Genomic DNA, 26,658 nt, shown 5'->3' on the forward strand with positions numbered 1-26,658 from the left:
GAGAAAACTCATGACCAAGCTATTATCTATCATCATGTGCATCGTTTTCTCTTTAGGAATAATCGTTTCTAGCTTGTCCGAAATAAACACATCGGTAGTGAGAGAAGACGGGCTGAGAGATCGAGCAGTTGGGTGGATCGACAAAGCCATACCTTAAATCACGTAAGAGAAAAGGGGAAATTCGAGATGTCGAAAATGTTTTTTATATTTTTAGCATGCGTCATGGTGTTAGGGATCGGTGTCAGCAGCTATGGCAATGAGTTAAGCCCGGCGGCAAACGATTCTGCCGAGAGCATTAACCAATCCATCACATCGCTGAATTACGATACCCGAAATGAAAACATCAACTTCAGGATGCAAAACGGCACATCTTATACATCGTCAAAGTGATGCTGCACATCCACGTTCTTCTCATCATTTCGATTATGGTAGGGAGTTTGTGCGCGGTACTTTGGAATCTCCAGCCAGAGGAGCAGCTTAAACAGACACAAAAAGAAAGGGTGTATCGAGCAGCGACGGTCATCTTCCATTAAAGAGGAGTTGGCGTTTCTAAAACGATGGTGAAAGCAAAAGTCTTTCTTATTTGTCTACTGGTCCTTCTATTGGTCACTTCCGCATTGGGAGCTTACCACTTGTACGCAATGGAAAGGGCGATTGCCCGTGGAATCTATGCTGACTTACTGGATGATATGCAGGACATCGGGTATTTGGAGCCGACGTTAGCAGATTACTATCTTCTGAAAATGAAAGAACTGGGTTGGGAAGTGACAGAGGATGCGTTTGCTGGGAGCTGGCCTCGAACTGAGAGCGAGCGAGCTCGCAAAGAGCGGCAGGAGGCGATTACCTTGTCGGTTACCATCCAGCCTTCAAAAGTGACCCAATGGCTGCACAAATTTGTGGAGGGGGATACATCCTTTTCCTTTACGGGAAGCCGGCCGTCCGAATACTTTGATCCAGGGTGGTAGTACATGAATAAAATGATTAGCATTTTGGCTGTAATGGCTATTGTTTTGCCTTTGACGGTAGGCTTGCTTCTCACCGGGCCGCAAAATCTCCTTTCGGCATGCACGCAGTTTTTCGGTGATTTGCTCGCTGAAGTCACGCGTTTTGGTACAGGCTAATGGGTCAATTAATCGCTGTGATTCTGAACATTATGGTTATGCTACTCGTTCCATTAGGACTTTTACAGGTACATACGGTTGTTCAGGCCAGAAACGAATTATTGGAAGTGAGCGCGGCCGCTACAAAATACGTCAGCAACCACGGGGGGACGAATGAAGCCAACTTGCAACAAGAGGTTCGGGCATTGATCACTCGGGAGCTGAGGGAGAAAAAGTTTTCCGTGTCAGATCAGGACCTGTCTATCAGTGTCACTCGCACTCGTTCACTTGATCCCGTCCTATGGAGCCATGAAGATGAATTTGTTGTGGAGCTGGCAATTCCATACCCCCGCTTTACCTCATGGATTCCAATCCCGGCTGATTCCTTGCAAGTTCAAAGAATAGGTACAGTTAACATCATGAACTACGATCTGTAAAAGCTCCCGTTAGGAGGCTATCGTTACGGGTATTAACATCTTATCCATTTCTACGATGCTGTTCTTTTTGCTGGTAGGTATGTTTATTGTCGATGCAGACATCGCCATGCAGAAAAAAACAGAAGTGAAGATACTCCTGGAGTTGTCTAATCATCACGCCACCTTTGCTGTTGATCCTGTATTGAAAACAGAGGGTGTGATTGATCTGCTCGAAGACGAGGCTCTTGAACGTTTTGATGAAAGAATGTACGAGAACGGTGGATACCGTCGTGAGCAAGCCATGTTCGTCCCTCAAGCAGACAGTGTGACCACTGATCCCATTCCTTTCTCGCGCTATTATGTGGATTTCCGTTCGTGGCGCCATGACCTCCAATTACGCCTACAGTACAATGGGACAACCCTCGTGACAGAGAGAGCAACGGAAGGGCCAGCTCGTCCGGGAGGTGGCATGCTACAGATTACCGTCGTAACTGAGCAGGGGGAGGAACTGCAGCTTGCACCGAAAACAATGGTCGGTCCATCCCATGTAGTAGTTGCCTACATCGACGAGCAACCGTTTCTGCCAATGCTGCCTCCACATTCGTTTCCAGTCGTATCTGTAGAAGAACTGAAAGATTAGTCAGACTTATTTACAAATTGCAAATTCTTCTGGTACTATGTAGGAAAGTGCTTACCCAGCTTGCGATTGTGAGGAAGTCGCTCTCCGAACATCCCGTTTGCCGGTCCGTTAAGCATAGTAAAAGTGGGGTTATTGATTTGTTTGATAAAGATACCATTTATATCGTAGGCGATGCACAGTCCTCTTCGAACAATCCGATTACACAGCAATTCAGTGCTTTTTTTATCGGATTGGTTGTCGATACTTCCAACGACAAGATCGTAGATGCGGCCTGTTCCTCCACGGTTCAACTGACGTCTGACTTTGCTCGGTCGATCTTTATCGGTCATTCTATTATGGCGTCGGAGGAAATTGGTGAAGAGATTCGCTTTCGGTATTTTGGATCTTCCCAAAAAACATTGATCGCAGCGTTCAAGGACGCGCAAAAGAAGTACAAACAAGCAGTTTCCACGAGAAATAAAGCCACAGTCACCAAATGAATACACCCGCTGCTTTATTTATTCGTATGCACGGCATACACGTAAGTAAAACCCAGCAAATGCCATGATCGCGTGCATTTGCTGGGTTTTTTGCTTATTACGAGAGTTCAGTCACTGCCACCAACATGGTTTTACTGATTTTTGATGAAAAGGAGGAGAGTCCTTGCTATCTTTTGTCTTCCGCAGATTTATCTCCATGATCGTGACGTTATGGCTCATCATTACCCTCACCTTTTTCCTGATGCATGCCGTTCCAGGATCTCCTTTTGAAAAAGAAGGAAAGGCATTAAACGAAGCGGTTGCTGCGAACCTCAATGCCTACTACAACCTGGATAAGCCACTACTCGTCCAATACGGGCTGTACTTGCAGAAGCTCGTGCAGTTTGACCTTGGGCCATCGATTGCCAACAGCTCAGATACGGTCAACAAAATGATCGCCCGTGGATTCCCCGTTTCTTTTCAACTCGGTCTGATTTCTGTCGTCTTTGCGATTGTCACTGGTATCGCCCTTGGTGTGATCGCCGCGCTACGACATAACCGACTCATTGATTACCTTGCCATGATTATTGCTGTTATCGGGATATCTGTTCCCAGCTTTGTTGTCGCTTCCTTATTAATCAAATATTTGGCGGTCGAATGGAAGCTGTTGCCGACCGCAACATGGGGTACTTGGCAGCATGTGATTATGCCAGCGCTTGCATTGGCATTTGGTCCGATTGCGATTATCGCTCGTTTGACCCGTACTAACATGCTGGAAGTGTTGACCCAGGAATATATTGAAACCGCTCGTGCAAAAGGGCTGTCTCCGGCGACGATTGTGTTGAAGCACGCGCTACGTAATGCAATTTTGCCTGTCGTCACGCTTTTAGGTGCATTGATTGCCAACGTTTTAACGGGAAGCTTTGTGATCGAAAAAATATTTGCGATTCCTGGGATGGGGAAATACTTCGTCGCTGGTATTAATAACCGTGACTATTCCGTCATTATGGGAACGACAGTCTTCTATAGCGCACTTTTGATTTTCCTGATGTTTGTCGTCGATGTCCTGTACGGCATCATTGATCCACGAATTAAGCTACATCGAAAGGAGAGCGAAGGATGATCGTTTCTGATGATTTATTTATCCCCATGCGTAAAGACAACCTCAATGCGGAAGCGATTGTGCGACCTCAACTGACGTTTTGGCAAGAAGCTTGGCTTCGTCTGAGAGGAAACAAGCTGGCCCTGATGGGATTGGTAGTTATTATCTTGCTTGGGGTTATGGCTACGATTGGACCGATGATCTCTGGTCATGAATACGCCAAACAGTCGATTATTATGAAAAACAAACCGCCATCGGAAGCGAATTGGTTTGGTACTGATGATTTTGGCCGTGATGTTTTCACACGTGTTTGGTATGGTGCTCGCATTTCCCTGTTTGTCGGTTTGACAGCAGCTCTTATCGATTTTTTCATTGGTGTCTTGTATGGAGGAATTGCCGGATATTTGGGCGGGCGAATCGATAATATCATGATGCGCTTCGTCGATATTTTGTACGGCCTTCCTTATTTATTGGTTGTGATTTTGCTGATGGTCGTCATGGGACCCGGACTTTTAACCATTATTATCGCATTAAGTGCGACTGGCTGGATTGGGATGGCCCGGACTGTGCGTGGTCAGGTCCTGCAAATGAAAAACTCGGAGTACGTACTGGCGGCAAAAACAATGGGGGCAAAGCCTTTCTACATCATTCGCAAGCACCTGCTGCCCAACACAATTGGCATCATCATTGTCTATGTCACGTTATCTGTTCCATCTGCGATTTTTTCAGAGGCGTTTCTGAGCTTCCTCGGTCTCGGTATTCAGGCGCCAATGGCTAGCTGGGGTGTGATGGCGAACGATGGACTCCCCACCATTTTGTCCGGTCATTGGTGGCGGCTCTTTTTCCCTGCTTTCCTAATCTCGCTGACGATGCTCGCGTTCAATGTGCTCGGTGATGGCTTGCGTGATGCGTTCGATCCGAAGTCAAGGAGGTAGGCAACATGGATAAAACGGAAAAGCTGCTGGAAGTCAGTGGGCTTCGGGTCACATTCAAGACGCATGGCGGTGAAGTGAACGCGGTTCGGGACGTGAACTTTACCTTGAACAAAGGGGAGACACTGGCGATTGTTGGTGAATCCGGATGTGGGAAAAGCGTGACTGCAAGGAGCATCATGCGTCTGATCCCAGAGCATATCGGAAAAATCGCAGGTGGAAGTATTCATTTTAAAGGGCAAGACCTGGCAAAGCTGCCGGAAAAGCAAATGCGTGAGCTGCGTGGGAAAGAAATCTCCATGATCTTTCAAGATGCGATGACGTCGCTCAACCCGACCATCACCATTGGTGAACAGATTATGGAAGGAATCATTCGCCATCAAAAGGTCGCCAGAAGCGAAGCCAAGCGGCAAGCGATTGAAATTCTCACCTTGGTCGGGATCGCCAATCCAGAAAGTCGTCTCAAGCAATACCTCCATCAGTTCAGTGGCGGGATGCGCCAACGGATCATGATTGCGATTGCGCTTGTCTGTAAGCCGTCCATTTTGATTGCGGATGAGCCTACGACAGCGTTGGATGTAACGATTCAGGCGCAAATCATCGAGCTGTTCAAAAGCATTCAGCAAAAGACGGGAGTCTCGATCATTATTATCACGCATGATTTGGGAGTCGTCGCCAAGATTGCGGATCGGGTCAACGTCATGTATGCCGGAAAAGTGGTAGAGTCCGGTCCTGTTCGCGACATTTTTTACAATCCACAGCATCCATACACAAAAGGCTTGCTGGCGTCGATGCCTCGTTTGGATGCGGATCGCTCTATTCCGTTGAGCCCCATACCTGGAACACCTCCAGATTTGTTTCGTCCGCCAATAGGCTGTGCATTCGCTGCGCGCTGCGACTACGCGTTGGAAGTATGTCGGAATTACCAGCCTGCGGAGACCCATGTCCATAGCAAACACGCAGTTTCCTGTTGGTTGCAGGACCCACGGGCGAAGAAGTTGCTGGCGTCGATGCAACCGCCAACGGGGACCTGATTCATGGCTGTCGAGGGCAGTGCATTCGTGTAAAAGAGGGTGTCGTCTGCGGCGCTATCCTTTTACGTCATACAAAAACAAAAAAATAAGGGGGAAGAAACAGTGAAAAAACTATCAACATTGTTGCTGACGGCTACGCTGAGTGTGTCCATGCTCATGGCTGGATGTACATCGGGTCAACCAGCTGCACCGAGTGAGCCTGCACCAGGCAACACGGCTCAGCCAAACGCTCCGACGCCGGGCGATCAAGCGGCAAAGCTCCTCTTGCTGAATAATATCAAGGAACCGACGTCATTGGACCCGCCGATTGGCTTCGATGAGCCGTCCTATAACATTTTGAACAACTTGATGGAAGGCTTGACCCGCCTGGACGAAAATCAAAAGCCTCAACCAGCGGCCGCTTCCGAATGGACAATCTCCGTGGATGGAAAAACCTACACCTTTACCCTGCGTGACAACAAATGGTCCAATGGTGAACCGGTAAAGGCTCAGGACTTCGAATTCGCGTGGAAACGCATGCTTGATCCTGCCCTGGCATCTCCGGCAGCATCCCTCGCGTACATTATTGAGGGTGCGGAGGCATATAACAGCGGGAAAGGACCGGCGGATGGCGTAAAAGTAAAAGCTCTGGACGACAAGACACTAGAGGTTGTGCTCGCTCAACCAGCTTCTTGGACGCTCCTGTTGGCATCCAACCCAGCTTTCTTCCCTGTACACAAAGCAACTGTAGAAAAAGATCCGAAATGGGCAGCAGAAGCAGCAAGCTTTGTCGGAAACGGACCATTCAAGCTGACAGAGTGGGCGCATGACAGTGAACTGAAAATCATGAAGAGCGATACCTACTGGGATGCAGCCAACGTAACGCTGCCTGGTGCCGTTTGGAAAATGATTGATGACGAGAATACCGAGTATCAAATGTTTACGAACGAAGAGCTGCATAGAACAACAACCGTTCCTGCAGACATGGCGGACCAATTGTTCAAAGAAGGCAAAGTATTCGTGCGTGACGGAGCAGGTACAGAGTTCTATCGTTTTAACGTAACGAAGGAGCCATTTGATAACGCCAATATTCGCAAAGCCTTTAGCTTGGCGATTGACCGTAAGACACTGGTCGACCTGGTGCTGATGCGTCAGCAAAAACCGGGAACAGGCTTCGTATCTTTTGGTTTGCCTGATGCCAACGGTGAAGGACAATTCCGTGAAGTGGGCGGAGAACTGGTAAACTTCAACCCAGATGAAGCGAAGAAGCTCCTGGAACTAGGAATGAAAGAAAAAGGCTACACAAAGCTACCAGAAGTTACACTCACATACCGTAGCGGAACGGCTAACGAAAAAACGGCACAAGCCGCGCAAGAAATGTGGAAGCAGACGCTGGGCGTAGATGTGAAGCTGCAAAAAGTAGAAGGAAAAGTTTTGACCGATATGCAAAAGCAATTGCAGTATCAAATTGCTCGTTCTTCCTGGTTGCCTGACTTCGGTGATGCGATCAACTTCCTCGACATTTTCCAATCGAAGGCAGCAAGCAATCGTACGGGTTGGAGCAATGCGCAATTCGACAAGCTGATCCAAGACGCATACAAAGAGCCAGACGATGCAAAACGTCTGAAGCTGCTGCATGATGCAGAAAAACTCTTGTTGGATGAAGCGCCAATCGCACCGCTGTATTTCTACAACACTTCCTTGCTCTCAAGCGACAAGGTGAGTGGGGTACAAAGCTCTTCACTTAGCTACACAGACCTGAGAAAAGCTGTCGTGAAGTAACAAGAGTGAGTTGGGAGAAGTCATTTCAGGCGGCTGGAATGACTCTCCCCCCTTTTTTGCTAGAATTTTTAATAGTGCTATAATTTAGTATGTCTATTAGAAAAAACAGTGAAAGAAAGCACAAGTGCTGGAGAAGATGGAGGAAAACATGATTATTCAAGCCATTGAAGTAAAACGAATATCTGTTCCTTTGAAAAAGCCTTTTAAAACGGCTTTGCGTACGGTGCATAGCCTGGAATCGATTCTGGTGAAAATCACCTGCGACAACGGTATGGTCGGGTGGGGCGAAGCTTCGGCTACTGTTGTCATTACCGGAGACAGCATCGAGAGCATCGAGTCGGCGATTATGAACACGATGAGACCTCAGCTCATCGGTTTGAATTTGCTTGCCTATGAACGAGTTTTCCAAACCTTGCATCAATCCATGGTAGGGAATACGAGTGCGAAGGCAGCAGTAGACATTGCATTGTACGACCTCATTTCTCAGCGCGCAGGAATGCCGTTGTATCAATTCCTGGGTGGCTACCGTGACCAATTGGAGACTGACTATACCGTCAGCGTGAACTCCCCGAAAGAAATGGGCGAGGATGCGACTGCCTATCTCAAGCAAGGCTTCAACGTACTGAAAATCAAGGTCGGCAAGGACAATATCGAGGATGACATTTTGCGCATCCAGGAAATTCGCAAATCCGTGGGCAATCAGGTAAAGATTCGTCTTGATGCCAACCAGGGATGGAATGTAAAAGAAGCGGTGCAATCCATTCGAAAAATGGAGGACATGGGTCTTGGCATCGAACTCATTGAGCAGCCAGTAAAAGCGCATGATCTGGAAGGCTTGAAGCGGGTAACAGATTCGGTTGATACGCCAATCATGGCTGACGAGAGTGTGTTTTCACCAGCGCAGGCTCTGCAGGTTTTGCAAAAACGTGCGGCTGACATGATTAATATCAAGCTGATGAAAGCTGGCGGCATTTACAAAGCACAATTGATCAACCAATTGGCTGAAGAGTACGGTATTCCATGCATGGTTGGCAGTATGATCGAATCGCGTCTGGCTGTATCAGCAGCAGCTCATTTTGCAGCCAGCAAGAAGAACATCACCCGCTTTGATTTCGATGCTCCGTTGATGCTTTTGCATGATGGCATAGAAGGTGGCGTAACGTACGAGGGCCGCGTGATGCGCATGCCAGAAGAGTCTGGGCTCGGTATTCGTTCCGTCAGCCTGTGGGAGGGGGAGAACTAAGATGAAATCTGCCATTGTTTCTGTCTCTGTTGCCACTGTGTGGACCAAGCCGGAGTCGCCGCGTGATATTGACCAAGTAGCACTCCAATCCCCGGTAGATGTACGAAGCTGGATCGCTTCCCTTACTGTGGAGGAGAAGCTTGGTTTTTACGACCAAAACGCGATTCAAACCCAAGCGCTGTACGGTACGCGCGTAGAGGTAGTCGAGGAGCAAGGGGAATGGTCACAAATTCTGATTCCTGATCAGACTACGAACAAAAACGCAACAGGCTATCCGGGCTGGATGCCTTCTCGCCAGCTAGCACCGTGGTCAGATGCTTTTGAGGTACAGCAAGGCCAAAAGCTGGCGATGGTCACGGCGGCGTTTACCCGTCTACATACACCTGATCAAAAGCCAGACATGGAACTTGCCTTCTTGACCAAACTACCGCTGATCGAGGAAACCGCGGACTGGGTAACGGTAGCGACACCGAACGGCACAGGACTTTTGCCAAAAGCAGACGTCCAAATCGTGAAAGCAAACGAGCCCATCGAGCTTTCCGGTATTCGTGGAGAGGCAATCGTAGAAGCGGGTAAGCGATTCCTCAACCTGCATTATTTATGGGGCGGCATGTCCTCTTACGGGTATGACTGCTCAGGATTTGCGTACAACATGCACCGTTCTGTCGGTCTCCAGATTCCGCGTGATGCATCTGATCAGGCAAAAGCCGGACAGCTTGTGGAAAAAGAAGCTTTGCTTCCAGGCGATTTGTTGTTTTTTGCCCATGAGGAAGGAAAAGGCAGAGTCCATCACGTGGGCATTTACATGGGCAATGGCGAAATGATTCATTCTCCGGATTCGCGAAGTGTCATCGAGATCGTCAAGTTGGATGGCTACAAGCTCGAAAAGGAACATTGCGTCTCCAGACGATACTGGTAAACGGATAACGGGGAGGAGTGGCCAGATGGAACGAAAGAAGCTGGTCCAGGTAAAGAACCTGACAAAAACCTTTACGTTGGGTAAAGGGCTCTCACTTACGGCAGCGGACAATGTTTCCTTCGATATATACGAGGGGGAAACGTTTGGACTGGTAGGGGAATCTGGCTGCGGCAAATCGACCACAGGCCGTACAATCATCGGATTGTATCAACCGACGACAGGTGAGGTCATTTTTGACGGGCAAAACGTCCATCAGGCATCATCTGCTGTGCGGAGTAAGCTGACACGCCAAATGCAAATGATTTTTCAGGACCCGTATGCTTCTCTGAACCCCCGAATGAACATTGCGGAAATCATATCGGAGGGCCTGTATCTGAACGGGCTATATAAAGGGAAGGAACGGATGAACCGTGTGATTGAGCTGTTGGAGATGGTTGGTTTGCAGAAAGAGCATGCCAACCGTTTCCCGCACGAGTTCAGTGGTGGTCAGCGACAGCGGATTGGGATTGCCCGTGCGCTTGCCGTCAATCCACCATTCATCATTGCCGATGAGCCGATTTCTGCACTCGATGTTTCGGTTCAGGCACAGGTCGTTAATTTAATGAAGAAATTGCAGCAGGAACAAAAGCTGACGTATTTGTTTATCGCGCATGATTTGGCGATGGTCAAGCACATCAGTGACCGTATTGGCGTCATGTATTTGGGTAATATGGTCGAGATGACTGCGAGTGAAATTCTTTACGAATCACCGAAGCATCCTTACACGCAGGCGTTGTTGTCGGCCATTCCTGTCCCCGATCCCGACTTGGAGAAAAGCCGTGAGCGCACCATTATCGAAGGTGACGTTCCCAGCCCGATCAATCCACCTAGCGGCTGTGTGTTCCGTACACGTTGTCCGGTAGACAAAGCAGTATGCGCCGAAAAGAAGCCTATCTGGCAGGAAGTAGACACCAACCACTTCGTCGCCTGTCACTTGTATCAATAGTCTTCTGTTTTATCAGAAGATTCGACATTGTCTTTCTGCCATCCTTGATTAATGGGGATGGCTTTTTCTACATAAACTTTTAACTTTAACCTATGAAAGGGCTTTCATCAACTATTCGGAGAGGAGAACTGTTAATATTCTGTTAACTGGCAGGAATCGAACAGGTTTTGTCGAAATACGGATACAGTAAAACATTCCGTGACTCACCTACTTCATCGTGAACTTCATTCCAGAGAAGTGAGGGTTGCATATGACTCTGAGTACCTCCTCGTTCCATTCAACTCCCCGTCGCTGGCGGGAAGTGGAGACACAGTTGGGAATTGTTGTCCCTAGATCGCTTCGATCGGACACTTCTGCTCTACTGTTTTTGGAAAGCGTCGCTGCAACACCCATGTTGGACAAAGAAGAAGAGCTTGCTTGCCTGATTCGCTATCAAAGGGATGGCGATCTTGAAGCACGTGAAACGATTGTGCGCGCCTATTTACGATACGTAGTTAGTACCGCTTTGCGCCATTTGAAAAGAGGGATGCCGTTCCTGGATTTGATTCAGGAGGGCACGATAGGTTTGTTTACCGCGATTGACAAATTTGATGTGGGACGTGGCGTGCGTCTCTATCATTACTCACACTGGTGGATCTCTCAGGCGATCACCCGTGCCATCAACGACAAAGCAACTTTGATTCGCATTCCTGTCCACATGCATGAGCAGATTCGCCAGTATCAGAAGCAAGTACTACATCTCGTCCATGCTTTGAATCGTACGCCTGATCGGCAGGAGATTGCCGTACTCTTGGATATCCCACTAGAAAAGGTGGATGCCATCGAACTGGCTTTAATGATGAAGATGGAATCCATCGACGCTGAGCTGGATAGTGAGAAATGGCAGGCTTGGCATGAAGACGAGAGCTTGAGCTACGCAGAAATCATGGATGATGGGTTGTCCTCTCTGGACGACTGGATTGAAAAGGTAGACCTTCGCTCGCAGATGCGTGCAGCGTTGGAGCGACTTAGTCCCCGCGCCCAAGAAATTATCTCTATGCGTTATGGTCTCTATGATGATCAAGTGTATACGCTGGAGGAAGTGGGGAAAATGTTTGGTCTTACCCGCGAGCGTATTCGCCAAATTGAAGCGACGACGATTGACCGATTGCGAACGCAAAAAGCTTCACACGTATTAAAAGATTATTTAACCTAACATAGGATTTGGTTATTTCAGCCCCTCTTGATACAGAGGGGTTTTTTCTGTCAGAAATGGTCGAATTCACAAAGTGTCAGACTCACAGTGGGAGAAGCGTAGTCTTTTTCTCCTTGTGGTAAACTGGTAAGATAGCTTCATGATTTTTTCGCTATGTAAAGAGGTAGTTTGAAAAGGAGGATCGCTACATGGGCGATTATATGATAAGAGCAACTGGTTTTAATGGGCATGTTCGTGCATTTGCCGCACGCACGACAGAATCTGTCGAAGATATGCGTCGTCGTCATGACATGTGGAATACAGCGACAGCAGCAGCGGGGCGTACGCTGACCATTACCTTGATGATGGGGGCTATGCTAAAAGGAAACGAGAGCCTCTATGTCAAAGTAAAAGGAGGCGGACCAATCGGGCAGATCATCGCGGAAGCAAACGCACATGGTGAAGGAATCGCTTATGTATCCAACCCTCAGGTCCACTTTGAGCTAAACGATAAAGGCAAGCTCGATGTAGCGCGTGCAGTGGGAACAGACGGGTTTGTTTACGTAACGAAAGATCTCGGTCTCAAGGAGCCGTATCAAGGAAGTGCGCCGATCGTCTCTGGTGAGATTGGGGAAGACTTCACTTATTATTTTGTGATGTCCGAGCAAACTCCTTCAGCAGTAGGTGTGGGTGTACTGGTTAATCCTGAGGACCGTTCTGTTTTGGCTGCGGGTGGATTCATTCTTCAGCTGTTGCCGAATACGCCAGAAGAGGTTGTAGCAGCCATTGAAGAACGTTTGGGGCAGCTTCCGCAGGTTTCTCGCATGATTGGCGAAGGATTGACTCCGGAAGAGATTTTGGCCCGCGTATTGGATGAGCCAAAAATCCTGAGCCGCACAGAGATTCAATTTAGCTGCAAATGTACAGCGGATAAGGTGGTTCAGGCACTGATCAGCATGGGACGCGAAGAAATGGAAGGTCTGATTGAAGAACTGGGCGAAGCAGAAGTACACTGTCATTTCTGTAATGAACGTTACCATTATGACAGATCCGCGTTGGAAGACATCCTGAAAGACATGTAAGCGCGGCGTCAAGTAGGGGAGTGTTGGCATGACCAACGTAAAAGGGTTATGGGCATTCATTGGGGCGCTTGTATTGTTGCTGCTTGCCGTTACCTGGGCATGGTACCAGGCATCAGGCAAGCTGCAGCCTGCCGCCATCGTAGGGGATAAGACGATTAGCAACGATGAGTATGTAACGGCGCTGAAACAAAAGTTCGGTAAGCAAGTGCTAAACGACATGATTAATCGGGAAGTCGTTTTTCAAGAGGCGAAGCGATCCGGCATTACGGTTGATCAGAAACAGCTGGAGCAAGAGCTTTCCCAGATTCGCGACAGTTATGGCAGTCGGACAGACAGCGAGTTTGAGGCTGCGCTGTTAAAACAAGCGGGAACGACCGTGGAAGCCCTCAAGCAGGAGATTTCTTACCAAATCCTGCTGCAAACCCTGGCAACGAAGGACATGACCATCAAGGATGAAGAAGTGCTAAACGTCTACAATAGCCGATCTGACCGCTATACCCGACCGATGCAGATGCGTTTAGGACAAATCGTCGTGGCGTCACAAAAAGAAGCGGAACAAGTTTTGGCTGATTTAAAAAACGGGGCCGACTTTCAGACGATTGCCAAAGAGCGTTCGATTGATGCAGATACAGCTGTGAACGGCGGCGATGTAGGCTGGGTTTCCATTAAGGATAATCGATTGCCTGACGAGGCGAAGCCCATCGTAGAAAAGCTGGAGAAAGACAAATATAGCGAAGCGATCAAAATAGAAGACCAATACGTCATTTACCAACTGACAGAGCGCAGGGAAGCCAGTCAACGGACATTTGAAGAAGTAAAAGATGAGTTACGCCGAGAGATCGCATTTGCCCAGGTCGAGTCACTGGATGTCGTGCTGGAGCGGTTGCGAAAATCGGTAGGGGTCCAGATTTCTGGGCAAATGCCTCATTGACCAAATAGGCTGCCGTTGATATAATTATGTCAATAAATCCTAGCGTTTTACTCGGTTATTAAAAATAGGAGGGGCAGAACATATGCGCGTGGCTAATTCCATTACCGATTTGATTGGATTTACTCCGCTTGTGAAGCTGAATCGTGTTGTCACCGAAGATATTGCAGACATTTACTTGAAGCTGGAGTTCTTCAACCCGGGCAGCAGTGTAAAAGACCGAATTGCGTTGTCGATGATTGAGGCAGCAGAGGCAGATGGAAGTCTGAAACCGGGTGATACTATCATTGAACCTACGAGCGGAAATACCGGTATTGGACTCGCGATGGTTGCTGCTGCAAAAGGATATCGTGCTATTCTGGTCATGCCAGAGACGATGAGTATGGAGCGACGCAACCTGTTGCGTGCGTATGGTGCGGAGTTGGTTCTCACACCAGGCAGCGAAGGGATGGGCGGAGCGATTCGCAAAGCGGAAGAGCTGGCGAAAGAAGATAGCTCGTATTTCATTCCGCAACAATTTAAAAACCTGGCGAACCCAGCCATTCACCGTGAGACAACTGCGCGTGAGCTGTTGGACCAAGCGAAGGAAATCGGAGGCGTAGATGCGTTTATTTCCGGTATTGGTACAGGCGGAACGATTACGGGTGTAGGGCAGGTTCTTCGTGAACACTATCCGAATGTTCAAATCGTGGCTGTTGAGCCTGCTGCTTCGCCAGTTTTGTCTGGCGGCAAACCAGGTCCACATAAGATCCAGGGTATCGGGGCTGGCTTTGTCCCGGATATTCTCGATACACAAATTTACGACGAAATCATTAAAGTAGAAAACGAGGACGCTTTTGAAACCGCGCGTCGTGTTGCTCGTCAGGAAGGTATTCTCGGCGGGATTTCTTCTGGAGCAGCGATCCATGCGGCTCTGCAAGTAGCAGCGAAGCTCGGCAAAGGCAAAAAAGTGATCGTTGTCATTCCTTCGAATGGTGAGCGTTATTTGTCCACGCCTCTGTATCAGTTCGAAGATTAATTGTAAAAAGATACCGCAAGACCACGGAGCGCCACGTTGGCGACGTGGTCTTTTCTTTTTGTGTCAGGCAACTATATAATGAACGGATAAATAGTGAAAACCGGAGCGTGAAGAGGAAGAATGTTCCCTACCTTTGCTGATTGCCAGACGTATGCCTTATCTTATCCTTTGGTTCCCCTTGCCCTGCGTAAACCGTGGTCTTCGACGATTGATCCGTGGCAGGTGCTCACAAAGCTACAGCCTTCTCTGCAAAATGCTGTCCTGTTGGAAAGTGGACGAGCTGGGCGGTATACCTTTTTGGCATATGAGCCTATCGCTACGCTGCGCAGTCAGCGAGGAGAAACCATCGTTTCGTACCCAGAAGGGAAAATGGAGAGCATAGAGACTCACAACCCATTGAATGCTTTACGAGAGCTGCTCTCTCGTTACCGTACGCCGATGCTTCCAAGTATGCCAGATTTTGCTGGAGGCGCCGTAGGCTATATTAGCTATGAGATGAACCGCTTTTTTGAGCCTAGCTTGCCACAGATAGCGACTGACGACTTACAGTTGCCAGACCTGTATGTTATGATAATGCAAGACCTTCTTGTCTTTGATCATGAGACCCGAGAGATCATTTGCCTGACGCATTTGCGCGCGGACAATTTGACCGAAGAGAGCTATCGACAAGCAGCACTCCACCTGGAAAAACGCATGGACTTGATTGCTTCATTGGCAATGGATCGCGATGAGACAGATTGGGAAGCTTTGCGCAAAAGACCGCTTGCCAAGCTAGTGCCTGCGTCCGTATCCTTTGCCAAAAACCAATTCGAGGATGCCGTTCGTCGGGTGCAGGAGTACATCGCCCAAGGGGATGTTTTTCAGGTCAATCTGTCGGTACGGCAAAGCAAGCCGGTGCAGGTGACAGCCCCAGAAGTGTACGATGTGCTTCGCAAGCTGAATCCCTCGCCTTATATGGGCTATCTGAGCTTCCCTGAATTTCAATTTGTTAGTGCCTCGCCAGAGCTACTTGTAAAGGTAAAAGGCAAGGAAGTGCATACGCGTCCAATCGCCGGCACACGTCCTCGTGGATTAACGGACGAGCAAGACGATGCATTGGCACGTGAGCTGATTGATAATGAAAAGGAACGCGCAGAGCATGTCATGCTGGTTGATTTGGAACGCAATGACATGGGCCGTGTCTGTCGCTTTGGCAGTGTAGAGGTCAGCGAATTCATGGTCGTGGAGAAATATTCCCACGTCATGCATATCGTCTCTCACGTCAAAGGAGAGCTGGCAGCAGGCAAGGATGCGCTTGATGCGATCGAAGCGACTTTTCCGGGAGGAACGATCACCGGAGCGCCAAAAGTTCGCACGATGGAAATCATCGAGGAGCTGGAGCCCGTCAAGCGAGGCGTCTATACGGGATCCATCGGCTGGTTTGGCTTCAATGGTGATATCGAGGTCAACATTGCCATCCGTACCATGGTGATCAAGGATGGCGTAGCTCATGTGCAGGCTGGAGCGGGTATCGTGATTGACTCGGTTCCAGAGGCCGAGTATGCCGAGTCATTGAAAAAGGCAGAAGCGTTGTGGAAAGCGCTTGAGTTGAGCGAGCAGAGAACGATGAGTTGAGAGGAGATGAGTGTACGATGATTTTGATGATTGATAACTACGATTCCTTTACCTACAATTTGGTGCAGTATGTGGGAGAGCTTGGGGAAGAGCTGCAAGTGTATCGCAATGACAAAATTACACTGGAAGAAATCGAACGGTTGGCACCGGATTATTTGATGGTGTCTCCAGGACCGTGCACGCCAAATGAAGCGGGGATCAGCATGGATGCGATCCGCCATTTTGCCGGAAAAATTCCGATTTTGGGTGTTTGTTTGGGCCATCAGTCCATTGGGCAAGTGTTTGGCGGAAAAGTCATTCGGGCTGAGCGCTTGATGCATGGAAAAACGTCGGAAGTTTTCCATGATGGCAAAACCATCTTTCAGGACATCCCTTCCCCTTTTACGGCGGCACGCTACCATTCCTTGATTATTGAGGAAGCGTCCATTCCGAGTGAGCTGGAAGTAACCGCCCGGACAGCCGAAGGTGAAATTATGGCTGTGCGCCATCGGGAGTTCCCAATCGAAGGCGTCCAGTTCCACCCTGAATCGATTATTACGGAGCACGGCAAGCAATTGCTGAAGAACTTCCTTACCGCATACGCGCGCCAAACGACAGGTTAACGCATAGATACGACAGGAAAACCGCCTTTTTTCGAGGGCGGTTTTTTTATTTACATACTCTTTATATAACATTCATGGTTCCTCGATATACGGCTTGTACAATGAAACAGAAGAAGGCGAAAAAGGAGAGATAGTAAATGGATGTAAATCGTCGACAGTTTTTGACTTATCTCGGTGTAGGGACAGCGGCGTTGGCTTCGGTAGCAACAGGAATTCCTGCCCTGGCAGCTGGTAATACCCTATCAGGAAAAACAGCCGACCATCTGTTTGGTCTCGATACAAAAAAACATAACTTCAATCCGAAATTCAAAGAAATTCATCCGACTACGAAAGACGATGTTGTACTGCCGGACGGCTTCAAATACGATGTAGTGGCTTCCTATGGCGATAAAATCAATGCAGTAGGAGATACCTTCGGGTTCAACAATGACTTCACCTGTTTCCTACCAATCGAAGGCAAGTCCGATCATGGCCTCTTGTGGGTGAATCACGAATATTTAGGTGAGTTGGAATATTACGTGAATGGCTATGACTATCTGAATGCAGATGACAACAAACGTACCCCTGAGCAAATCAAGAAGTACTTGTATGCACTGGGCGGTTCCATTATTGAAATCAAAAAAGAAAATGGCAGCTGGAAGCTTGTTTCCGATTCCGAATATGGCCGTCGGGTGAGCGGACTGACCAAGCATGTGTTGACTGGCCCAGCAGCTTCTATTGCCAAAGAAGTAACCGGAACATTTGCGAACTGTTCTGGCGGCGTGACGATGTGGAATACAATTCTTTCCTGCGAGGAAAACTACATGGACGTCGTCGGTGATTGCAAGCTGCCTGAAGCCGAGCATTATGGCTGGGTTGTAGAGGTCGATCCATTTGATCCGAAATCGACTCCGAAAAAGCATACAGCACTGGGCAGATTCTCCCACGAAAACACGGCAATGGTTCTGGCTCCATCTGGACAATTGGTCGTCTACATGGGGGATGATGCGAAAGACCAATACGTGTATAAGTATGTATCCAAAGGCAAGTACGAACCGAAGGCAGGGAAAAACAATTCTAAGCTGCTGGAAGAGGGTACACTGTACGTTGCCAACTTCGGTAAGGGCAAGTGGATTGCGTTGGATTTCGCAACAACCGAAGCACTGAAAAAAGCAGTCGATGCAGATGGCAAACCGATGTTTGCTTCTCAGGCTGACGTGCTTCTCAACTGCCGAGATGCATCCAAAGCAGTAGGGGCTACCCCGATGGATCGCCCAGAAGACCTGGAAGTGCATCCGATTGATGGTTCCGTCTTCATTGCCTTGACCAACAATGACAAGCATGGCAACTTCTACGGACAAATCGTTCGCCTGTTCGAGAAAGACAACAACCATGCAGGCTTGGAGTTTACGTTTGAGATTTTTGCAGCAGGTGGACCACAAAGCGGTTTTGCGGCGCCAGACAACATGGCTTTCGACAGCGCGGGTAACCTGTGGGTCGTGACAGATATCTCGTCCTCGTCGATGAACAGCGGTATTTATAAATCCTTTGGAAACAATGGGGTGTTTTTCATTCCAACAACGGGTAACAGCAAGGGAGAAGCCGCACAATTCGCGTCTGCACCAGTAGGCGCTGAAATGACAGGTCCTTGGTTCACCCCTGATGAAAAAACACTGTTCCTGGCGGTGCAGCATCCAGGTGAAAACCTGAAGTCGTATGACAAGCCGACCAGCCACTGGCCTAAAGGTGGAAATGCAGTAGCTATGCCGAGCGTGATTGCTATTACAGGTTTCTAGGACAAGGAGTGTAACAGATTATGCTGTCGAGCATCGGTATTCCTGGATTAATTCTGATCCTGATCATTGCTTTGGTGATTTTCGGGCCGAGTAAACTGCCAGAGATCGGTCGTGCTTTTGGACGAACCTTGACCGAATTTAAAACTGCAGCAAAAGATTTGACCAAAGACGATGATGAAAAAGAGAAGGCTCCAGAAGAAGCGTTGAAACGAATCAACTAATCCAGCCAGAGAGAAGGCGGTGCGTACACGTGACGCACTGCCTTTTTCCGCGCATGAGGAGGAGTTCGAGTGAGCAAAGAGATGCCTATACTTGAGCATGTTACAGACCTGCGCCGCAGAATTTTGATTGTGCTGTCCGTTCTGGTTGTCAGTATGGTTATCTGCTTTTTGTTTGTGGATCATATTTATTTGGCGTTAGCGAATCATTCAGGGGAAAAGCTGGCGATTCTTGGGCCGGGAGATATCCTGTCGATCTATGTGAAGTTGTCCGCAGTCGGTGCGATTGCGATAACAATCCCAGTTGCCGCGTATCAAGTTTGGCGCTTCGTGGTGCCCGCATTGGAAGAAAGAGAGCGAAAAGTGGCGCTCATGTATATCCCGGCTCTATTCCTGCTGTTTATTTTCGGGCTTTCCTTCGCATACTTTGTGCTCTTTCCGATGATGTACAAATTTGTTTTGGGGCTATCCAACGGGAATTTTGAACTGGTCATAACAGCGAACGATTACTTCACCTTTATGCTCAATCTGTGTCTGCCGTTTGGGTTGCTTTTTGAACTGCCGGTTGTCGTTTTGTTTTTGAGCCATTTGGGGATTCTCAACCCGCATCGCTTGGCTAAAATGCGCAAACCCGCCTATTTGGTGCTCGCGATTATCTCGATTACCATTACGCCGCCTGATTTTCTGTCCGATATTATGGTAATTGTGCCACTCATCGTTTTATATGAAATCTCCATTACTATCTCGCGTTTCGTACACGGCAAACGTGTGCAGGAGACAGCGGTTTCCTCGGAAAATATGATATGATGCTCTCGACTATATTATCGGGAGAGAGCGCAGATGCACGTTTATGTTAACGGGACGATTTGTCCGGCTCACGAGGCTACAGTATCGGTATTGGACCACGGGTTTTTGTACGGTATTGGTTTGTTTGAAACGTTACGTGTATATGACCGCAAGCTATTTTTATGGGATGCTCATTACGCCCGGCTTTGTTCCGGGCTTTTTGCGTTGCAGATTCAACCTGCTTGGACAAAGGAAGAGCTGGCTGAAACCATCTTAATGACCATAGATGCCAACGAGTTGCGTGATGCTTACGTCCGCTTGAGTATTACGGCTGGCGCAGAAGGAGTGGGCTTGGTAGCAGGGGAGTACGAGCGTCCTTCCTTATTCGTATTTGCCAAACCCGTAGCACCTCTAGCGGTACCTCCTCCGCCAAAACGATTGCAGACATTGGCGTTGGTTAGGCAGACAGCAGAAGGCCACCAGCGCTTTAAATCGCACAATTACTTAAACAATGCTCTTGCTCGCCAAGAACTCGGTGCCCGTCCTGATGTGGAAGGTCTATTTTTGACGCATGATGGCTTCGTGGCCGAAGGAATTGTGAGCAATGTGTTCTGGGTCAAAAACGGCCAGTTGTTTACTCCTTCTATTGATACGGGCATTCTTGATGGAGTGACGCGGCGACATGTTTTGACTTTGGCACAGCAATTATCGATGCCTGTCGAAGAAGGGCGATATCGCTTGGAAGATCTGCTCAACGCCGATGAAGTCTTTACGACAAATTCCGTGCAAGAGATCGTTCCGATTACCGAAATTGACGGGCATTGCGTCCCTTCGACATATGGTGCATATTCGCGCGAACTGCACCGCGCCTACCGTCAGTCTGTAGCGACTAGCGAGTAAATTATGGTATGCTACTATTCAATGTGCGAAGACGGGAAAAGGGAGTTTGATCATGAAATACAATTCATTTCGAATCCATGCTGCGACCTTCGCTGAGATGGTATCGGAGCTTGTCAAAAGGGGTGTTCCTGTTCCAGAAGCCGAACGCATGGCGGAAGCGGGGACGAGCCTGAAGATTCACACGGAAAACATGAGTGTGGCAACAGCACAGAGTGTGAGAGAGATTATGCACTCTTTCGATGCGGAAGCCATTATTTCAGACCAACCAGGTTCTGCCGACAAAAAATACGTGCTGCTGTTGGCTTCACAAAAGAAGATAGATTTGGCGTTGGATCATATGAAAACCCAAACAGAAGAACTACGAGCGTTGGCGGCAGAGGTACGGGAAGTTTTAGCTATGCCTGCCAAGCTTCGTGGGCGCCGCGAGCTGAACTGTGGCCAGTATGTCCTGCCACTGGGAGAGCGTACGCTAGTCATGGGCATTTTGAATGTGACACCTGATTCATTCTCGGATGGCGGTCGCTATGTCGATGTAGAGGCAGCACTGGCACAAGCGCGTGCGATGGTTGAGGCCGGAGCTGACCTGATTGATATCGGGGGAGAATCGACACGTCCGGGCTCGGAAGCAGTCGATGAGGCGACGGAACTGGATAGAGTGCTGCCAGTCATTCGGACACTTTCGCAGGAATTGTCTGTTCCGCTGTCTATTGACACATACAAAGCGGCGGTTGCAGAACGGGCCATTTTAGAAGGTGCACATATCATTAATGATGTATGGGGAGCGAAGCGTGACCCGCGGATGGCAGAGGTAGCTGCTCGTCTCGACGTGCCCATTATCCTGATGCATAATCGCGAAGACACGGACTATCACGACTTTTTCCCAAACTATATTAAAGACCTGCGTGAGTCCGTACAGATTGCCTTGCAGGCAGGGGTAAAACAGGAGCGAATCATCCTTGATCCGGGGATCGGGTTTGTAAGGACTGTCGAGCAAAATCTCGAAACGATGCGCAGGCTGGATGATCTGGTAGGGCTGGGCTATCCCGTTCTGCTTGCTACTTCACGCAAGCGGATGATCGGTCATGTTCTCGATTTGCCCGTAGATGAACGTGTCGAAGGTACCGCAGCGACAGTTGCCCTCGGGGCGGCAAAAGGCTGCCATATGGTACGGGTGCATGATGTCAAAGAAATGAAGAGAGTGACGAAGATGATGGACGCGATGCTAAAAGGGGGCTTTAACCTTGGATAAAATCTACTTCAATGGCATGTCTTTTTACGGATATCACGGTGTGTTTGGAGCAGAGGCTGAGCTAGGCCAACGGTTTTATGTCGATCTGGAGCTATCGCTCGATTTATCCAAAGCTGGAGCTAGTGACAATCTTCAAGATACAGTCAATTACGCCGATATCTTTACTTGTGTGCAAAAAATTGTCGAGGGTGAACGGTTTCAGCTGGTAGAAAAACTGACTGCTGTGATAGCAGAACGTCTACTTACGCAATTCCCTTTGCATGAAGTCAAAGCAAAAGTGACCAAGCCGAATCCGCCGATCAATGGGCATTATGAGTCGGTTGCGATTGAGATGATCCGTAGAAGAGAGGATTTTGCTTCATGACAGTTTGTGCGTATTTGGCGCTAGGCTCCAATCTCGGGGATCGGGCACAAAATTTGCGCCTGGCGATACACAGATTGAACGAGCAACCTGGAATTCGCGTGCTTCGTGTCTCCTCTGTTTATGAGACCGATCCATTTGGTAACGTCGAACAAGACGCCTTTCTGAATATGGCGATCGCTGTGGAAACAGAACAGACCCCGGATCAGCTGCTAGATACGGCTTTGTCAGTAGAGCGAGAGCTGGGTCGTGTCCGAACAGTTCGATGGGGTCCGCGCACGATTGATATTGACCTACTGTTGTACGGGACATCTCGTGTTTCGCAAGACAATCTCATGATTCCTCATCCTGGGCTGAGCGAGCGTGCTTTTGTACTCGTGCCGCTTCGAGACGTTTGGGAAGGCGGCGTTTTACCTGAGCATAACCAGACCATTGATCATTATCTTTCCTTATTGGTAGAGGATCACAAGGGGGTACGTGAGTGGGGAGCAATCAATTGGGAAATCGAATCCGGTCCTTCCGAAAGCTAAAAGGGTATACGCAACAGTCCCTTTCGGACAAGATGGGAGTGTCACTGTCGTTTGTTGGATCACTAGAGAGAGGAACTCGTACGCCAACAGAGCCTGTATTACGGAAGATCGCCAGCACTTTACAGGTAGACTACGATGAATTATGTGCTATAAATAAGTGATGTAATGAAGTTTGGATAGGATTGTCCTCTCCAAGACCCCGACTAAGCGGGAATTAAGGAGGCGAAAATAGATGAAAATCGGCAATATCGAATTAAAAAACAACGTAGTTCTCGCTCCAATGGCAGGTGTCTGTAATCCTGCTTTTCGTCTGATTGCAAAGGAGTTCGGTACTGGATTGGTTTGCGCTGAGATGGTAAGCGACAAGGGCATCGTGCACGGAAACAAAAAAACGATAGATATGCTGTTTGTCGACGAACGAGAAAAACCACTAAGTTTGCAGATTTTTGGTGGAGACAAGGAAACCTTGGTGAGTGCGGCGAAATATGTAGACCAGCATACGAATGCGGATATCATTGATATCAACATGGGCTGTCCTGTGCCGAAAATTACGAGCTGTGATGCAGGTGCGCGTCTGTTACTCGATCCAGATAAAATTTACGAAGTCGTATCTGCTGTGGTCGATGCGGTCGACAAGCCGGTTACCGTGAAAATGAGATTAGGCTGGGACGAAGATCATCTGTACGTACTGGATAACGCCAAGGCAGTAGAACGTGCAGGCGGCAAAGCGGTTGCTGTTCATGGACGCACCCGCGTACAAATGTATAAGGGGCAAGCTGACTGGGAATGGATCCGTCGCGTGAAGGAAACCGTTTCGATTCCGGTGATCGGAAACGGGGATGTGGCTACTCCTGAGGATGCGAGACGCATGCTGGATACAACGGGTTGCGATGGTGTTATGATTGGACGTGCTGCGCTCGGAAATCCGTGGATGCTGTATCGTACGATTCAATACCTGACGACGGGCGAGCTTGGTCCGGAGCCAACCGCACGTGAAAAGATGGATATTTGTTTCTTGCATGCAGAGCGTTTAATCGCGCTGAAGGGTCCGAGAGTGGGAGTCCTTGAGATGCGCAAGCACGCGGCGTATTACTTGAAAGGCTTGAAGGGCTCGACGCACACGAAAAATCTCGTGAATGCGGTTGAGACAGAAGAGGAGCTTCGTCGCGTCCTCATGAACTATGTCGACTGGATCGAAAACTACGCCGATGACAGTGAAGAGCCGCTGGAAACAGCGCATGATGAGGCTGTCAGCTACTAAAATTGGTGGTTCATTCCAGACATTGACAAGGGTTCCTTCATATCCTATAATACTCCGTAATATTGGGAGCCGAGCTGCCAGTCCACACTGGCAGCTTTACCTTTGAACCTCACAGACGATTGCATTCTGCTGTATATTGTATAGAACATCTACATATAATCCTTTGTACTTTACCCAGTATAAATGGAATCATTTTTTAAAACGGGGGAATTGAACCATGTCTGAAAAAGAAGTCATCCTTACACCAGAAGGTTTAACAAAGCTGGAACAAGAGCTTGAAGATTTGAAAACGGTTAAACGCAAGGAAGTAGCTGCTCGTATTAAAGAAGCGATTAGCTTTGGAGATATCAGTGAGAACTCTGAATACGAAGAAGCAAAGAATGAGCAAGCGTTCATTGAAGGCCGCATTCTGACCCTGGAAAAAATGCTGCGCAATGCCCGTATCATCACAAATGAAGATGTAGATACAGGTGTTGTAAGCGTTGGTTCCCGCGTGAAGCTGAAAGATCTCGAGTTCGGTGATGTTATGGATTACACGATTGTAGGTTCTGCTGAATCCGATCCGATGAACAACAAGATTTCCAACGAGTCCCCGGTAGGTCAAGCGCTTCTCGGCAAAGCAAAAGGCGCGATTGTTGACGTTAACGTACCGGCAGGAGTCATTCAGTACGAGATTCTTGATATTAACCTGTAAGCAGTCGATCTATGGCGTACCTTTTGCGAGGTACGCCGTATCGCTATTATAAAAGTCTGTACAAAATTGTTAATGCAGGTATTTTCTAGAGGAGTGAGTGAAATGGCAAACGAGCAAGACCTACAGCAAGAAGAGCAGCAACAGGAAGGGCTCCACGAGCTTCTTCAAGTGCGTCACGACAAAATGAATCAATTGCGTGAGTGGGGCTTTGATCCGTTCGGTAAAAAATTCGAGCAAACGCATCACGCTGCAGATATAACGAAAGCTTTTAGCGAAAAGAGCAAGGAAGAGCTGGAAACGGAAGAGAACGTGGTTACGATCGCAGGCCGCTTGATGGCGAAACGTGGAATGGGTAAGGCGAGCTTTGCTCAACTGCTGGATCGTTCCGGTCAGATTCAAATCTACGTCCGTCAGGATACCGTTGGCGAAGAGCTGAGCAAAGTATTTGATTTGGCTGATATCGGTGACATGGTCGGTGTAACTGGTGTTGTTTTCAAAACAAAAACCGGCGAGCTCAGTGTAAAAGCAAAGGAACTGACCTACCTGACCAAATCACTGCGTCCACTGCCTGAGAAATACCATGGCCTCAAAGATATCGAGACTCGCTACCGTAAGCGTTATGTGGACTTGATTGTGAATCCAGAGGTTCGTGATACGTTCATTACTCGTAGCCGTATTCTGACTTCGATGCGTCGTTATTTGGACAACCTTGGCTATCTAGAAGTAGAAACACCTACACTCCATGCGATTGCCGGTGGTGCATCTGCTCGTCCATTTATCACGCACCACAATGCATTGGATATGCAGCTGTATATGCGTATTGCAATTGAGCTGCACTTGAAACGTCTGATTGTCGGTGGCCTGGAAAAGGTGTATGAGATCGGTCGCGTATACCGCAACGAAGGGATCTCTACTCGTCACAACCCTGAGTTCACGATGATTGAGCTGTACGAAGCGTATGCTGACTACCAGGACATCATGAGCTTGACTGAAGAAATGGTTGCTCATATCGCACAGGAAGTATTGGGCACTATGAAAATTCAGTACCAAGGCAATGAGATTGACCTGACACCAAAATGGCGTCGTGTACACATGGTAGATTTGATTAAGGAAAATCTCGGCGTCGATTTCTGGAAGGAAATGAGCGACGATGAAGCGCGTGCTTTGGCAAAAGAGCATGGCGTATCCGTTGAGCCTCACCATAAGTTCGGGCATGTAGTGAATGAATTCTTTGAGCAAAAGCTGGAGCATACGTTGATTCAGCCTACCTTTGTTTACGGTCATCCTGTGGCGATTTCGCCATTGGCGAAGAAAAATGACCAGGATCCGCGATTCACGGATCGTTTTGAGTTGTTTATCGTAGCTCGTGAGCATGCCAATGCATTTACTGAGCTCAACGATCCAATTGACCAGCGTGAACGCTTTGAAGCACAGCTCTTGGAAAAAGAAGCTGGTAACGACGAAGCGCATGATATGGACGATGATTTCATTGAAGCGCTTGAGTACGGTATGCCGCCAACCGGAGGATTAGGAATCGGAATTGACCGTCTGGTAATGCTGTTGACCAACTCTCCTTCTATTCGCGACGTACTGCTGTTCCCTCATATGCGTAACCGCGACTAGTAGTCTTTCTGAATAGAACCATCTGAGAAAAACTCAGGTGGTTTTATTTTTTTACTTGCACTTAAAAAGGTTAAGTGTTATATTAATACCTGTTCTTCTTTTTTACTTAATCGATCACAAAAAAATGATGTGAAAATAGTTCTTGCTTTTCCTTCAAGGTATGTGATAGATTAATGAGGTCGCTGAAAAACACGTTAAAAAAACTTGTTGACACGACCTGGACAATCTGATAAGATGAAATGGTTGTTGCGAA

General features: G+C 48.2%; 31 protein-coding genes. All 31 read left to right on the top strand.

Annotated elements, in window-relative coordinates:
• Positions 1-10: 10 nt before the first annotated feature.
• The 31 genes from HPY28_RS29090 (at position 11) to lysS (ending at position 26,405) form a co-directional block, all read left to right on the top strand.
• Positions 11-157, top strand: a complete 147-nt coding sequence (locus HPY28_RS29090) for a hypothetical protein (protein ID WP_007725181.1) — start codon at positions 11-13, stop codon at positions 155-157.
• Positions 158-186: 29 nt separating this feature from the next.
• Complete coding sequence (locus tag HPY28_RS29095; RefSeq protein WP_016738853.1) at positions 187-390, top strand: hypothetical protein; 204 nt, start codon at positions 187-189, stop codon at positions 388-390.
• A 251-nt stretch (positions 391-641) separates the two neighbouring features.
• Entirely contained in the window at positions 642-965 is a 324-nt protein-coding gene (locus HPY28_RS29100) for a hypothetical protein (RefSeq protein ID WP_232030497.1), read from the top strand.
• Between the two features lie 3 nt (positions 966-968).
• Positions 969-1,121, top strand: a complete 153-nt coding sequence (locus HPY28_RS29105) for a hypothetical protein (protein WP_007725191.1) — start codon at positions 969-971, stop codon at positions 1,119-1,121.
• The gene (locus HPY28_RS29110; RefSeq protein WP_017246997.1) at positions 1,121-1,537 is read left to right on the top strand and encodes a hypothetical protein; all 417 of its coding nucleotides are present in this window, start codon (positions 1,121-1,123) and stop codon (positions 1,535-1,537) included. The genes HPY28_RS29105 and HPY28_RS29110 overlap by 1 nt, the downstream gene beginning before the upstream one ends.
• A 55-nt stretch (positions 1,538-1,592) precedes the next feature.
• Complete coding sequence (locus HPY28_RS29115) at positions 1,593-2,156, top strand: hypothetical protein (RefSeq protein ID WP_017246998.1); 564 nt, start codon at positions 1,593-1,595, stop codon at positions 2,154-2,156.
• Between the two features lie 137 nt (positions 2,157-2,293).
• On the top strand, positions 2,294-2,635 hold the full coding sequence (locus HPY28_RS29120) for a DUF3870 domain-containing protein (protein ID WP_012683929.1): 342 nt from the start codon (positions 2,294-2,296) through the stop codon (positions 2,633-2,635).
• Between the two features lie 163 nt (positions 2,636-2,798).
• Positions 2,799-3,737 carry an ABC transporter permease gene (locus HPY28_RS29125; protein WP_047074807.1) on the top strand — a complete coding sequence of 313 codons (939 nt, stop codon included), beginning with the start codon at positions 2,799-2,801 and terminating at the stop codon, positions 3,735-3,737.
• Between the two features lie 26 nt (positions 3,738-3,763).
• Positions 3,764-4,651 carry an ABC transporter permease gene (locus tag HPY28_RS29130; protein WP_371736826.1) on the top strand — a complete coding sequence of 296 codons (888 nt, stop codon included), beginning with the start codon at positions 3,764-3,766 and terminating at the stop codon, positions 4,649-4,651.
• A gap of 5 nt (positions 4,652-4,656) precedes the next feature.
• Positions 4,657-5,682 carry an ABC transporter ATP-binding protein gene (locus tag HPY28_RS29135; protein WP_017247001.1) on the top strand — a complete coding sequence of 342 codons (1,026 nt, stop codon included), beginning with the start codon at positions 4,657-4,659 and terminating at the stop codon, positions 5,680-5,682.
• A 102-nt stretch (positions 5,683-5,784) separates the two neighbouring features.
• Positions 5,785-7,443, top strand: a complete 1,659-nt coding sequence (locus HPY28_RS29140; RefSeq protein ID WP_174231894.1) for a peptide ABC transporter substrate-binding protein — start codon at positions 5,785-5,787, stop codon at positions 7,441-7,443.
• 148 nt (positions 7,444-7,591) lie between these two features.
• Positions 7,592-8,686 (top strand): dipeptide epimerase, encoded by a 1,095-nt coding sequence (locus tag HPY28_RS29145; protein WP_017247003.1) that lies wholly within the window; start codon positions 7,592-7,594, stop codon positions 8,684-8,686.
• 1 nt (position 8,687) lies between these two features.
• A complete protein-coding gene (locus HPY28_RS29150) occupies positions 8,688-9,605 on the top strand; it encodes a C40 family peptidase (RefSeq protein WP_174231895.1) in 918 nt (305 codons plus the stop codon).
• Positions 9,606-9,630: 25 nt separating this feature from the next.
• On the top strand, positions 9,631-10,590 hold the full coding sequence (locus HPY28_RS29155) for an ABC transporter ATP-binding protein (RefSeq protein ID WP_017247005.1): 960 nt from the start codon (positions 9,631-9,633) through the stop codon (positions 10,588-10,590).
• A gap of 250 nt (positions 10,591-10,840) precedes the next feature.
• A complete protein-coding gene (locus HPY28_RS29160) occupies positions 10,841-11,785 on the top strand; it encodes a sigma-70 family RNA polymerase sigma factor (RefSeq protein ID WP_017247006.1) in 945 nt (314 codons plus the stop codon).
• 188 nt (positions 11,786-11,973) lie between these two features.
• A complete protein-coding gene (hslO, locus tag HPY28_RS29165) occupies positions 11,974-12,846 on the top strand; it encodes an Hsp33 family molecular chaperone HslO (RefSeq protein ID WP_017247007.1) in 873 nt (290 codons plus the stop codon).
• Positions 12,847-12,874: 28 nt separating this feature from the next.
• Positions 12,875-13,777: a peptidyl-prolyl cis-trans isomerase gene (locus HPY28_RS29170; RefSeq protein WP_017247008.1), complete on the top strand. Its 903-nt coding sequence runs from the start codon at positions 12,875-12,877 to the stop codon at positions 13,775-13,777.
• Positions 13,778-13,859: 82 nt separating this feature from the next.
• Entirely contained in the window at positions 13,860-14,792 is a 933-nt protein-coding gene (gene cysK / locus HPY28_RS29175; protein ID WP_017247009.1) for a cysteine synthase A, read from the top strand.
• Between the two features lie 120 nt (positions 14,793-14,912).
• Positions 14,913-16,406, top strand: coding sequence for an anthranilate synthase component I family protein (locus HPY28_RS29180; RefSeq protein WP_069852984.1), 1,494 nt, complete (start codon positions 14,913-14,915; stop codon positions 16,404-16,406).
• Between the two features lie 17 nt (positions 16,407-16,423).
• The gene (pabA, locus tag HPY28_RS29185; protein ID WP_017247011.1) at positions 16,424-17,008 is read left to right on the top strand and encodes an aminodeoxychorismate/anthranilate synthase component II; all 585 of its coding nucleotides are present in this window, start codon (positions 16,424-16,426) and stop codon (positions 17,006-17,008) included.
• A 137-nt stretch (positions 17,009-17,145) separates the two neighbouring features.
• Positions 17,146-18,783, top strand: a complete 1,638-nt coding sequence (locus HPY28_RS29190) for a PhoX family protein (RefSeq protein ID WP_174226565.1) — start codon at positions 17,146-17,148, stop codon at positions 18,781-18,783.
• 20 nt (positions 18,784-18,803) lie between these two features.
• Positions 18,804-19,004: a twin-arginine translocase TatA/TatE family subunit gene (gene tatA / locus HPY28_RS29195; RefSeq protein ID WP_017247013.1), complete on the top strand. Its 201-nt coding sequence runs from the start codon at positions 18,804-18,806 to the stop codon at positions 19,002-19,004.
• 69 nt (positions 19,005-19,073) lie between these two features.
• Complete coding sequence (gene tatC, locus HPY28_RS29200; RefSeq protein ID WP_017247014.1) at positions 19,074-19,808, top strand: twin-arginine translocase subunit TatC; 735 nt, start codon at positions 19,074-19,076, stop codon at positions 19,806-19,808.
• A gap of 33 nt (positions 19,809-19,841) precedes the next feature.
• Positions 19,842-20,687, top strand: coding sequence for an aminodeoxychorismate lyase (gene pabC / locus HPY28_RS29205; protein ID WP_173624457.1), 846 nt, complete (start codon positions 19,842-19,844; stop codon positions 20,685-20,687).
• 52 nt (positions 20,688-20,739) lie between these two features.
• Positions 20,740-21,936 carry a dihydropteroate synthase gene (gene folP, locus HPY28_RS29210; RefSeq protein ID WP_174231896.1) on the top strand — a complete coding sequence of 399 codons (1,197 nt, stop codon included), beginning with the start codon at positions 20,740-20,742 and terminating at the stop codon, positions 21,934-21,936.
• The gene (gene folB / locus HPY28_RS29215; RefSeq protein WP_017247017.1) at positions 21,929-22,300 is read left to right on the top strand and encodes a dihydroneopterin aldolase; all 372 of its coding nucleotides are present in this window, start codon (positions 21,929-21,931) and stop codon (positions 22,298-22,300) included. The genes folP and folB overlap by 8 nt, the downstream gene beginning before the upstream one ends.
• Complete coding sequence (folK, locus tag HPY28_RS29220; RefSeq protein ID WP_174226568.1) at positions 22,297-22,827, top strand: 2-amino-4-hydroxy-6-hydroxymethyldihydropteridine diphosphokinase; 531 nt, start codon at positions 22,297-22,299, stop codon at positions 22,825-22,827. Before folB ends, folK begins: the two co-directional genes overlap by 4 nt.
• Positions 22,779-22,988, top strand: a complete 210-nt coding sequence (locus tag HPY28_RS29225; protein WP_012683949.1) for a helix-turn-helix domain-containing protein — start codon at positions 22,779-22,781, stop codon at positions 22,986-22,988. Before folK ends, HPY28_RS29225 begins: the two co-directional genes overlap by 49 nt.
• Before the next feature lie 71 nt (positions 22,989-23,059).
• Positions 23,060-24,088 (top strand): tRNA dihydrouridine synthase DusB, encoded by a 1,029-nt coding sequence (dusB, locus tag HPY28_RS29230; RefSeq protein ID WP_017247019.1) that lies wholly within the window; start codon positions 23,060-23,062, stop codon positions 24,086-24,088.
• Positions 24,089-24,305: 217 nt separating this feature from the next.
• Positions 24,306-24,782 (top strand): transcription elongation factor GreA, encoded by a 477-nt coding sequence (greA, locus tag HPY28_RS29235; protein ID WP_007725265.1) that lies wholly within the window; start codon positions 24,306-24,308, stop codon positions 24,780-24,782.
• Between the two features lie 102 nt (positions 24,783-24,884).
• Positions 24,885-26,405, top strand: coding sequence for a lysine--tRNA ligase (gene lysS, locus HPY28_RS29240; RefSeq protein ID WP_174231897.1), 1,521 nt, complete (start codon positions 24,885-24,887; stop codon positions 26,403-26,405).
• Positions 26,406-26,658 lie beyond the last annotated feature (253 nt).

Origin of the sequence: Brevibacillus sp. HB1.2 (genome assembly GCF_013332495.1) — a bacterium.
In the GTDB taxonomy this organism is placed as follows: domain Bacteria; phylum Bacillota; class Bacilli; order Brevibacillales; family Brevibacillaceae; genus Brevibacillus; species Brevibacillus porteri.